This is a genomic window from Hyphomicrobium sp. NDB2Meth4 (assembly GCF_900117445.1).
Lineage (GTDB): Bacteria > Pseudomonadota > Alphaproteobacteria > Rhizobiales > Hyphomicrobiaceae > Hyphomicrobium_A.
Genome location: NZ_FPEJ01000001.1, coordinates 677,318 through 690,837 on the forward strand (window position 1 = coordinate 677,318; position 13,520 = coordinate 690,837).

Annotated in this window: 14 protein-coding genes; 6 read left to right on the top strand and 8 right to left on the bottom strand. The window is 63.6% G+C overall.

The features are described 5' to 3' along the window. The 4 genes from NDB2M4_RS03165 to coaA all read left to right on the top strand — a co-directional run bounded on the left by NDB2M4_RS03165 (window position 1) and on the right by coaA (window position 3,131). Window positions 1-819: a ParA family protein gene (locus NDB2M4_RS03165; protein WP_072371734.1), complete on the top strand. Its 819-nt coding sequence runs from the start codon at window positions 1-3 to the stop codon at window positions 817-819. A 23-nt stretch (window positions 820-842) separates the two neighbouring features. Then, the gene (locus NDB2M4_RS03170; protein WP_072369957.1) at window positions 843-1,721 is read left to right on the top strand and encodes a ParB/RepB/Spo0J family partition protein; all 879 of its coding nucleotides are present in this window, start codon (window positions 843-845) and stop codon (window positions 1,719-1,721) included. Window positions 1,722-1,818: 97 nt separating this feature from the next. Then, window positions 1,819-2,139 (top strand): phosphoribosyl-ATP diphosphatase, encoded by a 321-nt coding sequence (locus NDB2M4_RS03175; protein ID WP_072369960.1) that lies wholly within the window; start codon window positions 1,819-1,821, stop codon window positions 2,137-2,139. Window positions 2,140-2,177: 38 nt separating this feature from the next. Then, window positions 2,178-3,131, top strand: coding sequence for a type I pantothenate kinase (coaA, locus tag NDB2M4_RS03180; protein WP_072369963.1), 954 nt, complete (start codon window positions 2,178-2,180; stop codon window positions 3,129-3,131). A gap of 105 nt (window positions 3,132-3,236) precedes the next feature. Here coaA and NDB2M4_RS03185 read toward each other — a convergent pair whose 3' ends face one another. The 5 genes from NDB2M4_RS03185 to leuS all read right to left on the bottom strand — a co-directional run bounded on the left by NDB2M4_RS03185 (window position 3,237) and on the right by leuS (window position 9,406). After that, entirely contained in the window at window positions 3,237-3,815 is a 579-nt protein-coding gene (locus NDB2M4_RS03185) for a YjbH domain-containing protein (RefSeq protein ID WP_139247072.1), read from the bottom strand. Window positions 3,816-4,020: 205 nt separating this feature from the next. Next, entirely contained in the window at window positions 4,021-5,022 is a 1,002-nt protein-coding gene (locus NDB2M4_RS03190; protein WP_072369969.1) for an adenosine kinase, read from the bottom strand. Window positions 5,023-5,132: 110 nt separating this feature from the next. Continuing rightward, window positions 5,133-6,164, bottom strand: coding sequence for a DNA polymerase III subunit delta (gene holA / locus NDB2M4_RS03195; protein WP_072369972.1), 1,032 nt, complete (start codon window positions 6,162-6,164; stop codon window positions 5,133-5,135). A gap of 62 nt (window positions 6,165-6,226) precedes the next feature. Then, entirely contained in the window at window positions 6,227-6,667 is a 441-nt protein-coding gene (locus tag NDB2M4_RS03200) for a hypothetical protein (RefSeq protein WP_171988008.1), read from the bottom strand. Window positions 6,668-6,784: 117 nt separating this feature from the next. Beyond that, window positions 6,785-9,406 (bottom strand): leucine--tRNA ligase, encoded by a 2,622-nt coding sequence (gene leuS, locus NDB2M4_RS03205; RefSeq protein WP_072369978.1) that lies wholly within the window; start codon window positions 9,404-9,406, stop codon window positions 6,785-6,787. Between the two features lie 77 nt (window positions 9,407-9,483). Here leuS and NDB2M4_RS03210 point away from each other — a divergent pair, with 77 nt between their 5' ends. After that, on the top strand, window positions 9,484-10,176 hold the full coding sequence (locus NDB2M4_RS03210; RefSeq protein WP_072369981.1) for a YggS family pyridoxal phosphate-dependent enzyme: 693 nt from the start codon (window positions 9,484-9,486) through the stop codon (window positions 10,174-10,176). A 95-nt stretch (window positions 10,177-10,271) separates the two neighbouring features. Then, window positions 10,272-11,159, top strand: a complete 888-nt coding sequence (locus NDB2M4_RS03215; RefSeq protein WP_072369984.1) for an LURP-one-related/scramblase family protein — start codon at window positions 10,272-10,274, stop codon at window positions 11,157-11,159. Window positions 11,160-11,294: 135 nt separating this feature from the next. Here the strand turns inward: NDB2M4_RS03215 and NDB2M4_RS03220 are convergent, their stop codons facing one another. The 3 genes from NDB2M4_RS03220 to NDB2M4_RS03230 form a co-directional block, all read right to left on the bottom strand. Beyond that, entirely contained in the window at window positions 11,295-12,641 is a 1,347-nt protein-coding gene (locus NDB2M4_RS03220) for a type II toxin-antitoxin system HipA family toxin (protein ID WP_072369987.1), read from the bottom strand. After that, window positions 12,634-12,969 (bottom strand): helix-turn-helix domain-containing protein, encoded by a 336-nt coding sequence (locus tag NDB2M4_RS03225; RefSeq protein ID WP_072369990.1) that lies wholly within the window; start codon window positions 12,967-12,969, stop codon window positions 12,634-12,636. The genes NDB2M4_RS03220 and NDB2M4_RS03225 overlap by 8 nt, the downstream gene beginning before the upstream one ends. 240 nt (window positions 12,970-13,209) lie before the next feature. Then, window positions 13,210-13,458 carry a SemiSWEET transporter gene (locus NDB2M4_RS03230; protein ID WP_072369993.1) on the bottom strand — a complete coding sequence of 83 codons (249 nt, stop codon included), beginning with the start codon at window positions 13,456-13,458 and terminating at the stop codon, window positions 13,210-13,212. Window positions 13,459-13,520: the final 62 nt, after the last annotated feature.

The following is a 13,520-nucleotide window of genomic DNA, read 5'->3' on the forward strand; positions in this document are numbered from 1 at the left end:
ATGACGCGTCCGGGAGAGGCCCGGACTCTGGCAATTGCCAATCAGAAGGGCGGCGTCGGCAAGACGACGACCGCCATCAATCTCGGCACCGCGCTGGCTTCTATTGGCGAGCGCGTTCTCGTTATCGACACCGATCCGCAGGGCAACGCTTCAACGGGCCTCGGTATCGACATCGAAGCCCGCCCGAAAACGAGTTTCGACGTTCTCACCGGCGGTATCGGCCTGATCGAATGCGCGCAGCCCACGGCCGTTCCGGGGCTCTACGTCGTTCCCGCCAACAACGACCTCGTTGGCATCGAAGCCGAGCTGACTGATTCGAACAGGCCGTTCCGCCTGCGTGACGCAGTTGGCGCCATGATCGCGCGCCAGCGCGCTCTGCCGGAAGATCAGCGCTTCAATTACGTGCTGATCGATTGCCCGCCTTCGCTCAATCTTCTGACGCTCAATGCGCTGTCGGCCGCCAACGCCGTTCTGGTTCCCGTGCAGTGCGAGTTCTTCGCGCTCGAGGGTATTTCGCAGCTCAAGGAATCGATCGACCAGATCAGAGCCACGCTCAATCCATCGTTGGAAATCCAGGGCGTGGTTCTGACCATGCACGACGCGCGCACTTCGCTTTCGCGCGAAGTTGCCGAAAACGTCCGCGCCTTCTTCGGCCCGAAGGTCTACGAGACCATCATTCCGCGTAACACCCGCGTCGCCGAAGCGCCATCGCACGGAAAGCCCATTCTTCTCTACGACTTCGACTGCGCAGGCAGTCAGGCCTACATCAAACTCGCGACCGAAATCATCGAGCGCGAGCGTCGTAACCAGGCGGCCTAGAAGAGCTAACGCCCAGAGGAACCATGAACGCACCAATGCAGAAGAGCCGCCTCGGACGCGGTCTTGCCTCGCTCATCGGGGAGCCGATGCAGCCCGGGCGCGTGCATCTTCCGCCCGAGGGCGAGCAGCGCATGGTGCCGACGGCGGAAGTCCGCCCCAGCAAGCTCAATCCGCGCAAGGAGTTTCGCAACGAGGACCTAACGGAGCTCGCTGATTCGATTCGCTCCAAGGGCCTCGTCCAGCCGATCATCGTGCGCCCCTCGCCAGACGGCAACGGCTACGAAATCGTCGCCGGCGAACGCCGCTGGCGCGCCGCTCAGCTCGCTGGCATTCACACCGTTCCCGTGATCGCTCGCGACCTCGACGACCGCGAGGTGCTCGAGCTTGCCATCATCGAGAACGTGCAGCGCGCCGACCTCAACGCCATCGAGGAAGCCGCCGGCTATCGTGAGCTGGTCGAGCGATTCGATTACAGCCAGGAGCAGCTTTCTGAGATCATCGGCAAATCGCGCAGCCACGTCGCCAACACGCTGCGCCTTTTGAAGCTGCCCGATGGTGTCCAGACCATGGTGCAGGACGGCCGCCTCACCGCCGGCCACGCCCGCGCTCTGATTGGGCGCGACGACGCCGACCAGCTGGCTCAGCGCATCATTGACCAGGCTCTCAACGTGCGCGAAGTCGAAGCCCTGGTCCAAAGCGGCGATGTCATTCCGCCGGCGATGCCCGTGCCCCGCATTCCGCGCGAAAAAGACCCGGACACCAAAGCCTTCGAGAAGGATCTGTCGAACATTCTCGGCCTCAAAGTCGAGATCAAGCGCGGCTCGGGCGAGAGCGGAAACCTCGTCATCAAGTTCGGCAACTTCGATCAGCTCGACTACATCCGCCAGCGCCTCGGCGGCTGACCGGCTGGCCAGACGGGGGCCGCTCAGCTTGACGCGAGGCCCCTGTTGCTGCATCTGCCGGGCGCAGTAACCCCTTGCGCCCGTTGAGGATCGCCATATGAGCGACGTGTTGCTGCAACTCGCAGCCACCATTAAGGACCGCCGCGCGGCGACCGCCGACAGTTCCTATACGCGTCAGCTGCTCGATGCGGGCCCTGCGCGCTGCGCCAAAAAGCTCGGCGAGGAAGCCGTCGAGACCGTCATCGCCGCGGTCGGAGAAAGTGACGAGGCGCTTAAGGGAGAGGCCGCCGACCTTCTCTATCACCTGCTGGTTTTGCTCGAGAGCCGCAACGTAGCGCTCGCCGATGTTCTGGCCGTCTTGGACAAACGGATGGGAACGTCCGGTTTGAAAGAAAAGGCCGAGCGCACTAAGCGTTGATATAACGAATAACAATCAGGCCCCTGCCGCTGGCCCCGATGCCGAACCGAGAAGATCTCCAGTTCTCGCCCTACCGCGTTTTTCAGCGCGAGGAATGGGCCCGCCTGCGCGCCGATACCCCGATGACTCTGAAGGAGAGCGAGCTCGAGCAGCTCTCCGGCCTCATTGAAGAGCTTTCGGTCGACGAGGTCGAGACGATTTACCTGCCGATGTCGCGGCTTCTCAATCTCTACGTCGCCGCCGCCCAGCAGCTCCATTCCGTCACGTCGAAGTTTCTCGGCCGCACGGACGGCAAGGTGCCATTCATCATCGGAGTCGGCGGTTCGGTTGCGGTCGGCAAGAGCACCACGGCCCGTGTGCTGAAAGCCCTGCTGGCCCGCTGGCCCGATCATCCGCGCGTCGACCAGATCACCACCGACGGCTTCCTCTGGCCCAACGCTGAGCTGGAGCGGCGCCAGATCATGGACCGCAAGGGCTTCCCGGAAAGCTTCGACACCGCGCGCTTGCTAAACTTCCTGGCGAGTGTGAAGTCAGGCGTAAAACGCGTTGAAGCGCCTGTATATTCTCACTTCCATTACGACATCCTTCCGGACCAGAAGGTCGTCGTTGAGAACCCGGACATTCTCATTGTCGAAGGGCTCAACGTGCTGCAACCGGCGCGCATGCCACGCGACGGCCAGGCCATCCCCTTTGTGTCCGACTTCTTCGACTTCTCGATCTACCTCGACGCAGAACCCGAAGTGATCGGCGAATGGTACGTCGCCCGCTTCATGCGCTTGCGTACGACCGCATTCCGCGACCCCGCGGCATACTTCCACCAGTACGCCAGTCTTTCGCCTGATGCGGCCGTCGCTCGCGCGCGAGACATCTGGCGTTCGATCAACCTCAGAAACCTCGAGGAAAACATCCTCCCGACCCGCCAGCGCGCGCGCCTGATCCTGCGCAAGGCCGCCGACCACCACATCGAATCCGTCGCGCTGCGCAAGCTCTGAGCTCGTCTGCGAGCAGACGTCGCCGGACAAAAAAAGGGCCGCCTTGGGGAGGCGGCCCGTCAAGTGACGTGCTCTAGCTCTAGGTCGATGTGCAGGAGATGCCGCTCAATGAGTGCGCGGCGTCAGCGGTTTTCGCGGTGAACTGACCGCAACGAGAAAGGAACCGACTGCGAGCTGGGCTCGCACGGCGTTCTCCACCGCAGGGTGACGCAGCCAGTGCTGGGCAAGCACCGCATGCTGGTCTATCGCCGTCGTCATCGCTCGAAGCCCAAAGTCAAACCAGTTCGCGAGCAGCGGCGGCTGCGTCGCTACATGAGCGGGTTCGGCGGCGATATCGTTGTCCGGTGCCTTGGGAAGGCCGGCCGGAACATTGCTGCGGACACTCTTGAGCTGCCGCCGAGAGACCGCCGAGCGCAGAGGCTGGCCGCGGCGGGCTTGGGTGACTGAGTGTCCGATGTTGTGGAATTCGGGGCGCGCATTCGCCATCAGCCGCGCCTGCTCCACGCGAAACTTGTCGCGCAGCCGGCGAATGGCGGATGGATCTTCAACGCCAAGAGAGCGGATTGCGGTCGTCGGTTTGAGGCCGGGATTGGCCGCAAGGAGGGCGGCAATGCTCTCGAGCTGCTGACTGTCGTCGAGGCCACTGCCCCTCGGACGTCCATAACGCGGCTGCATGGTCGGCATGCAATCGGTCCCCATGACCTTGGACGAGAACGATCTAAATCGAACCCGAATCGCTCAGATGTCTGTGGGGATTATGTTGGTGAGTCAGTGCGTTGCTAGGGAGAATAAATGTCTTGTAGCAGCGAGCCGATGCAATCGGTGGTTATTGTGGCCCAATTGCACCCTCGCTTTGCATCACGAACCTGACGTAGGGCGATCGCCCGCATCAGCGCGGCAGCAGGCCTTCCTGCTGGGCGATCGCAGATAGAGGACGCTCGGGGCGCGCACCGATATGGCTGATCACCTCCGCCGCCGCGAGGCTCCCGAGGCGCCCGCAGTCCGCCAGATTGAGGTTGCGCGTATATCCATAGAGGAAGCCCGCGGCGTAGAGATCGCCCGCGCCAGTCGCATCGACCACCTTGGCAACGCGCACCGGGCGAACGTCGACGGTCTCGTTCGCCGTTACGATCAGCGACCCGGCCTCCGATCGCGTCAGCACGGCAATCTGGCATTCACCGCGCACCTTCGCCACGGCCTCGTCGAAGCTGTTCACTTCATAGAGGGCCGTGATCTCCTTCTCATTGGCGAAAAGGATATCGGTGCCGTCCTTGATCAGCTTGCGGAAGTCGGCGCGATGCCGGTCGACGCAGAACGCATCGGATAGCGACAGCGCGGTCTTGCGCCCAGCCTTCGTCGCGATCTCAGCCGCGGCGTAGTACGCGGCTTTCGCCTCCGGCTTGTCGAACAGATAGCCTTCCAAATACGTGATCTTCGCCGCAGCGATCATCTCTGCATTGAGTTCTTCAACGCCGAGCTCGGTGCTGGCACCAAGGAACGTATTCATCGTGCGCTCGCCGTCGGGCGTAACGAGGATCAGGCAAACGGCAGTCGGCAGTCCATTCGCCGCCGGGCTCGTATCGAACGCCACCCCTGCCGAATGGATGTCGTGCCAGAAGACCTTGCCGAACTGATCGTCGGCCACCCGTCCGATGAAGGCACCACGTCCGCCGAACGAAGCAAGACCCGCAATCGTGTTGGCTGCTGAGCCGCCCGACCGCTCAATCGAAGGACCCATCAGCCCATAGAGTCTGTCCGCCTCGCTGGCATCGATGAGACGCATGAAGCCCTTGGCTAGGTCGTGCTTCGACAGGAAACCGTCGTCGCAGCGCCCGATGATGTCGACGATCGCATTGCCAATGCCGACAACGTCGTACCGCGTCTCTTGCATGATCCCCCCGATTTCGAGATGGGCGCACTATAGGCACCCGGCCGTCCGGGACAAGTCGCCAGTCCTGCTAGCCAAAACAAGCCATTGGAGAGGTTAACCAGCCGATGGCCCTAAGCCCTCCCGGCGCGTTGACGCGCTAAAGCCGCCACCGCGAGAAGCAGGTCCTCGGTGATAGCTTCCTCGAGCGCCGAGTTGAGCCGCGCAGCCTTCGCCGCCCTGGCGGTCCGCTTCAGCGCCTCGTTCAAGCGCGGCGAATTCCACATGCGGCATTGCAGCCCCAACGCATCCTTTTGCTTGAAGTGCACCGGCGGGCGCTGCTGCCGCATGACATCTTCGAACGACGCCCCAGCATCGAGATCCCCCCGTATGCGATGCAGCCGCTGCACGGCGCGCTGCAGTGCTGCGATGATCATCTGCGGGCTCTCACCTGAGGCAATAGCGCGCGAGAATTCCTCGATCGCCCGCTTCCCGTCGCCGGACGCCGCGGCATTGAGGGTCCGGTCAATGGCCAGCTCCGAGGCATCCCCCACGATCGCTTCGATGTCAGCGGCATCGACCTCATGCTTCCCGGATGCGTAAAGGGCGAGTTTCTCGATCTCCCCGCGCGACATCACCCGGTCGGCCCCCATGCGCGCCACCAGCAGCTCTCGCGCGTCCGAGGTAATGCCGAGCCCATGCGCCTGTAGCACCTCGCGGATGAGCCCCTCGATGTCGGCGGCTTCGTCCGCGTAGCAGGCGACCGCTGCCGCCTTGGCCGACTTCTCGAACAGCGCCCGCATGGAGTCGGAGGGCTTCAGGTTGCCCGCTTCCACGATCAATGTGGCCGTAAGCGTGTTGCCGTCGATCAGCGGCTGCAGTGCCGCCGCGTTGATCCTTCGGCCCGCCGCAACGCGCACGACCTTCGAGCCGCCAAACATCGGGATGGTCTGCAATTCGACCGCCAAACGATCAGGATCGGTGTCGAGGTCGGTATCGTCCAGGCGCACGATCTCGCCGGTGTCGCGCGCCGCAACCAGCGCCGCAAGCTTCTGCGCGCGTTCGGCGACGAGTCCGACGTCGGTGCCGTAGAACAGCACTGCCGGGACCTTGGGCCCCGGCGGATTTAGGAAGGCATTCGCCTGATGTGCTTTGATGGCGACCATGATGTGCGCGCGTCCGATTGCAGGCGCGCTCTATAACATGGAAGCCGGAGACGACGAGGCGATCAGGCGTTGCCGGAGAGATAGGCTGCCAGACGGCCCTTCAACTCATCGCCAACCGTCTTGGCCGCGCGATCCTCGGCATCCTCACGCGCACGCACGTTGGCGAACACGCTGTCGAAGCGCTGGAACGCCACGCGTCCGGTGCTCTGGCCCTGCAGCGCAACCGACTTGTCCGCGAGGCGCACCAGGCGGAACGTGGTGTTGAGGTTATAGACGCTGCCCGACGAGTTACCGTCCTGCTGCACCAGGGTAGGCGTCAGCGACTCGCGGATGACGATCTCGAGGCGATACACCGGCTCTTGCGCATGTCCGCCGCCGGTAGACTGATAGATCAGCTCGTTGCGCAGCCGCTGCCCGACGCGGCCCGGGATGGGCGCGATCTCGAGTTGAGCAAGCTTTTCATTGACGTCCGGGCCGCCGGTTAGGGCGCTCGAAGCGTACATTGGACGGAAGCCGGAATCACCGCAGCCTGCCACGAGCATAGATGCTGCGGCACACGCCAACAAAACCCGGATCGTCCCTCGGCGGCTAGCGTTCAAGCGCCGTCCCCCGTGTTCGGCCTACACGACGACATTCACAATCTTCTGCGGCACAACGATGACCTTCTTGGCTGGTCGCCCTTCGAGAGCCCGCTGCACAGCGTCCAATTGGAGCGCTGCCGCCTCGATCTCCCCACGATCAGCCGTTCGGGCAATCGTCAATTCGTCCCGCCGCTTACCATTCACCTGTACGGCAATGGTAATCGTATCGTCAACGAGCAACGCCGGATCGGCCTCTGGCCACGCCTGATTGGCCAGCAGTGTGTTGTATCCGAGCCGCGCCCAGCTTTCCTCGGCCAAATGCGGCATCATCGGGCCGATCATCTGCACCAGGAACTCCAGCGCCTCGCGCTGCGCCCAGGCAAAATCTGTCCCCGATTTCCCCAGGGCGGACGAGAGAACATTTGCGAACTCGTAGACCTGGGCCACCGCCACGTTGAAGCGCAGGCTCTCGATTGAGCGGGCGACGTTGTCCAGCGCCTTGTGCGTGGCACGGCGCAGAGCCGTCGCCTCCGGCCCGAAGCTGTCGGGCTTCGGCGTCCCCGCCGGCACCGTCGCCTCGGCACCCTGATCGACGATGCGCCAGATGCGCTGTACGAACCGCCGCGCGCCTTCGACGCCGACGTCCGTATAGATCACGTCGCGCTCCGGCGGGCTGTCCGACAGCACGAACCACCGCGCCACGTCGGCCCCGTAGCGGGAAACGAAATCGTCGAGGTCCACAGTGTTCTTGCGCGACTTCGACATCTTCTCGATCGAGCCGATCACTGCCGGCTCACCTGTCGCGATCTCGAACGCCTTGCGCCCAGGCCCCTCGCCCTCCAGCCGCACCTGCGTCGGCTGCAGCCAGCCGCCATGGCGCGACTTGTAGGTCTCGTGCGTGACCATGCCTTGCGTGAACAGCGCGGCGAACGGCTCGCGCACGTTCTGCGACAGCTTCAGGTTGCCGGTGTCGCACATGGCGCGCGTGAAGAAGCGCGAATAGAGCAGATGCAGGATCGCGTGCTCGATGCCGCCGATATACTGATCTACCGGCAGCCAGTAGGCGCCAGCGTCCTTCTCGACCGGAACCTCGGCCTGCGGAGACGTGAACCGCGCGAAGTACCAAGAGGAATCGACAAACGTGTCCATCGTGTCCGTCTCGCGGCGCGCTTCTCCGCCGCACGTCGGGCACTTCACATGCTTCCACGTCGGATGCCGGTCGAGCGGATTGCCCGGCTTGTCGAAGGTCGCATCCTTCGGCAGCTCGACGGGCAGGTCGGCTTCCGGAACCGGCACCGTCCCGCACTTTTCGCAGTGGATCACGGGGATCGGGCAGCCCCAATAGCGCTGCCGCGAGATGCCCCAGTCGCGCAGGCGATAGTTCACCTTGCGCTGGCCCACAGGCTTCTTGCCGAGCTTGGCTTTCTCAAGCCGCGCCGCGGTTTCCTCGAACGCCGCCGTTGTCGTCATGCCGTCGAGGAACGACGAGTTGAACATCACGCCGTCGCCGTCATAGGCCTTTTCGTTGATGGCGAACGTCGCTGCATCTTCACCCGGCGGCAGGATCACCGGCTTGAACGGCAGGTCGTACTTGCGCGCGAAATCGAGGTCGCGCTGATCGCCCGAAGGACAGCCGAAGATGGCGCCGGTGCCGTAGTCCATCAAGATGAAGTTCGCGACGTAGACGGGCAGCGTCCAGTTCTTGTCGAACGGATGCACCGCGCGGATGCCGGTGTCGAAGCCCTGCTTTTCCGCCGTTTCCAGCTCGGCAACGGAAGTGCCCATGTGCCGGCACTCTTCGCAGAACTTGGCGAGCGCAGGATTCTTCTCCGCCGCGGCCTTCGCTAGCGGGTGATCGGGAGCCAGCGCCACGAACGAAGCGCCAAACAGCGTATCGGGCCGCGTCGTATAGACCTCGACCTCGGTTTCCCCCTCCGGCGCCGTCTTCTTGTCGAGCGCGAAGCGAACCATCAGGCCGTCAGAGCGGCCGATCCAGTTCGCCTGCATCAGGCGCACCTTCTCCGGCCACTTGTCGAGCGTGCCGAGAGCCTCCAGCAGCTCGTCGGCATAGTCGGTGATCCGGAAGAACCACTGCGTCAGCTCGCGCTGCTCGACCAGCGCGCCCGACCGCCAGCCGCGCCCGTCGATCACCTGCTCGTTGGCGAGCACGGTGTGGTCGACCGGGTCCCAGTTCACCTTCGACGACTTGCGATAGGCGAGACCCTTTTTCAGCAGGTCGAGAAACAGCTTCTGCTGGTGGCGGTAGTACTCCGGCGAGCAGGTCGCGACCTCGCGCGACCAATCGAGCGAAAAGCCCATGGATTTGAGCTGCCGCCGCATCGTGTCGATGTTCTGGTAGGTCCACTCCGCCGGATGCACCTTCCGCTCCATGGCGGCGTTCTCGGCCGGCATGCCGAACGCGTCCCAACCCATGGGGTGCAGCACGTTGAAGCCCTTGGCGCGCTTGTAGCGTGCGAAGACGTCGCCCATGGTGTAGTTGCGGGAATGCCCGACGTGGATGCGCCCCGAAGGATAGGGGAACATCTCGAGCACGTAGCACTTGGGATGCTCGTCGTTGTTGGAAGCGCGGAAAATATCCGCCTTCTCCCAGACTTCTTGCCAGTGCTTTTCGCGTGCGGGCGCGTCGTATTGAGTAGCCATACGGCGTCAAACTCTCAGGATTTAGCGGCTTTGAGCGGCGTAATGAGCCCTAAAGCACCTTTGGTCAAGGCGGTCCGATGACACCAGACACGGAAGCGGCGGGCGGAGCCGTGGGGCGGCTCGCCGAGGTCGAGGCAAAGATTGCAGCGGCGGCCGAGGAAGCCGGCCGCGCTTCCCACGATATCAGGCTGATCGCCGTCTCGAAAATCTTTGATGCGCCGGAGATTCTGCCCGTGCTCGCGGCCGGCCAGCGCCAGTTCGGCGAAAATCGCGTGCAGGAGGCGAAGGGCAAGTGGCCGGCCTTGCGGGAGCAGTACCCCGACATGCGCCTGCATCTCATCGGTCCCCTGCAATCGAACAAGGCCAAAGAGGCGGTCGAGCTGTTCGACGCCATCCATTCCATCGACCGGCCCAAGATCGCCCGCGCCATCGCCGAGGAGATGCAGAAGCAAGGAAAGACGCTGGAGCTGTTCATTCAGGTCAATACCGGCGAGGAGCCGCAGAAGGCAGGTGTCACCCCCGCCGAACTGCCTGAGCTGCTGCGCCTCTGTCGCGACGAGCTGAAGCTCGAGATCGCCGGGCTGATGTGCATTCCCCCGGTCGAAGAGGAGCCCGCGATCCATTTCGCCTTTCTCGCCAAGCTCGCCGCCGAGCACGGCCTCAAAGGCCTCTCCATGGGCATGAGCGACGACTACGAAACCGCCGTCGCTTTCGGCGCCACTTATGTCCGTGTCGGCAGCGCCATCTTCGGCCACCGCCCGAAGCTCTAACGGTGGTTTTCCAAAGCGAAATCGCGCCTGCCAAATTTGCAAGCGCAACCCGATGCTAGGCTTCAGCAACTGATTCGCTAGCTGGAGGCCATTGCATGAACGCTGTCGCAGCTCGGGCTGATGCAAGCACCGACGCCGCCGTCTCCGATGCGGCCAATGATGCCCGCGGCGAGGTGACGAAGGTCAAAGGCGTCACCAAGGCGACCGCCGCCAAGGCCATCAAGAATGGCTACTACCACTTCATCGTCGACATCTGGATCACCGACCTCAACGCCACTGAGTTCGGCGTCTACAAGCACACGCGCAATCGCGCCAAGTCGCGCCAGTTCACCTCCGACATGGACATCTTTGCCGATGTCACTGAAGGCGGCGAGCGCACCGGCCTCATCGGTTATCGCGAGGACACTTGGAAGAAGGGCGAAGCGAACGATAAGCGCCTCGTCTTCAAGCTCTTCACCGACAACCTCAACTGGCGCGCCACCATGGACCTGATGATCGGCCGCTCGCTGCAGTCGACGATTGCTGCACGCGGTGAGCCGGTGATGGTCTTCTCCATCAACACCGATCAGGACGACTTCGTCGTCTACCTCGAGCGCTCGGCCAACAAGTGGCCATTCCTCCCCGAGCACTTCGGCTTCTTCATTCCTGACGCCGACGGTCAGCCGATTTTCTATCGGCTGAAGCGCGACTTCATCAACCTCGGCGGCGACTACACGCTCTACGACCAGCAGGGCAAGAAGATCGGCCACCTCGATGGCAAGGTGTTCTCCATCGGCGGCAAGTGGAAGGGCAAGGTGAAGGTCGAGCACGCCGACCGCCGCCTGCTCACTGTGCTGCAGTTCTTCAGCGCCATGCAGGTCTTCAATGGCGACTGTCGCCGCTATATGCGCCGCCTCTGGCGCGACATCGTCAAAGGCAAGGTCAAGCCCAAGCTCGATGCCCAGGAGCTCGACCTCTACAAGAACCCCCGCCGCGTCCGCTGAAGTTGGCGACTAGCCTGCACTCCGTCATGGCCACGAAGGTGGCCATCCACGCCAGCTTCCGCAAACGTCTCTAGGCATTCGCAAGGTTGCGAGCGGGCACCCGCCACGGGTGATTTTTAGCCGCTGAATTACGCTCTAAGCAGGCCGCGCGGCTTTGGGCTTCGACACACGCCGCCCTTTGCTCGCTGCCGGCTTTGTCTTTGCCGGTGGAGCGTCTGGCTCCGCGCCCGCATCATCCGAAAGCCCTGACAGCAGCGCCCGCGCGCGCTTCTCGATCGCACCCGCAACCGTCTCGATCAGCGGATGCCCGCCGGCCGGCATCGCCGCAACGTCATCACCCGCCTTGCGCGCCTCGGCGAGCGCACCCTTCGCCAGCACTTCGACGCGCGCAATGAGCCGGCCGGCATTCAGCCCGACGTCCGCCGCAAATCGCTGCCAGTGACGCCGCTTCAGATGCTCGCCGCGGTTCTTCCCCGCGATCTTCTGCGCCATGTTGCGCGTGACGTGCTCCCACGCTTCACCGCACATGATGTCGTAGATCGGCGCCAGCTTGAAACCGCGCCCTGAAATCATCATCGAATAGTTCTTCGCGTGCGCATCCGTGTTGCACGCGAGCACGTTGAAGATCACGTAGTCGAGCAGGTTGACGACGTCCGGCGCCTGCATTGCATTGCGGGTCGTCGCGAATATTTCCGCCAGCGTCGGCCCCGGCACGCCGGTCTGGTTCGACTCGTATTTCGCCGACGGCGGCTTGCCGAGCGCCTGGCAGAAATCCTCCTGGTGCAGACGCCGCCAGCGCCCCTGCTGCTCCACGCGGTCATAGCGCTTCACCATCAGGTAGGTGCGCTTCCCCGCCTTGCCGGTCGTGACCTCCGGTGCGTTGAGACCGAGCCGCTTCGCCAGCACCAGGCACAGCGCCTCGTTCTGTACGCCGCCGAACAGCCGCTCTGAATCAGGCTTCATGATCCACGTCGACGGCGCGCCATTGATCGGCACGCAGATGCGTCCCTTCTCGTCGATGGCAACGCCCAGCTTCGTCTGCACGCCGGCAAGCGACATCGACACGCCATCCTCGCCCACCAGAAACGGCTTCGACGGCAGCTCGTTGAGGATCTTTTCCAGCGTCTTGTCGTTGGGGATGGGCTTCCAGTCGTGCGTGCTCGTCGTGCCCGGCTTGCCGATCGACAGCGCGCCCGCTGTATCGCGGCCCAGCTCCGACAGGATGCCGATCACGTCCTCGGGCGCTGCGCCCAGCTGCAGTCCGATGGCGCGCAACTGCGTCGACTCCGGCAGCAGGTTCGCTGCCCATGGCAGGAACAGCCGGGCCGGCACCCGCCGCGGCGACAGCGGCATCAGCAGCGAGATCGGAAACGCGCCGCGCGTCGTCAGCCATTCGGGCGCATAGGTGAAACTCGGCCCGTCGCTCTGCACCAGGATGCTGCCGACCATCCGGCTCTCATAGAAGACGGGCAGCTCAGCCATGATCGTCGTCCGCGATGTCGGGCAGATCGTCGGCGAGGTCCGGCAGCAGCGCGTTGTCGTCGCCGTTGTTGGCGCTCATCAGATCGAACGGACGCAGGCCCACCGCCGCCGCAACGACCAGCGCCCGCCCGAGCTGGCAGGAGGGCTTTCCTGCTTCCAGCTCGACGATGAAGCGATGGCCGACGCCGGTCGCCAGCGCCACGTCGTCCTGGCGCATCCCCAACGCCTCGCGCCGCTCGCGCACCATGGCCCCGAGCTGCTGCGCCTGTGCGCGCGCCGCCTTTTCCAGCTCCGTGGCGGGGCGATCTGTTGTTGGCTTCTCTGCCATGACCCAAGTCTCCCGGAGTTCCCGCTCGGGAACCTGGAGGCCCGGATCAAGCTCCGACGGCCCATAAATTCCCGATCGGGAACTTATAACCGGATTCGCCCCTCAGCGCGACCCCATATTCCCGATCGGGAACATAAGCACCCGCAGCCGCCCCTTCAACGCCCAATATTCCCGCTCGGGAACTTCTAGCCAGAACCACGCATCAATCGACCAAAAGTGCCCGATCGGGAACGCGGCGCCCTACCCGTTCTTGATCTTCAGGTAGAGGATCGTGCCGGCGAGGACGAAGGTGACCGCATTGGCCATGATCAGCGGCGCATCCCGGATCACGATCCCATAGACCAGCCACGCAAAGACGCCGGTCGTGAAGATCGCGAACGTCGCCAGCGAAATGTCATGCGTCGCCTGCGTGCGCCACGTCTTGATCACCTGCGGCACGAAGGCGACCGTCGTCATCAAACCGGCCAGCAGCCCGAGCAGCGTCACCATCCTGAGGGATCCTATTGGCTTTCCGTGTGGGGCACATTTTCGCCCATCCGGGAAAGCGCTTG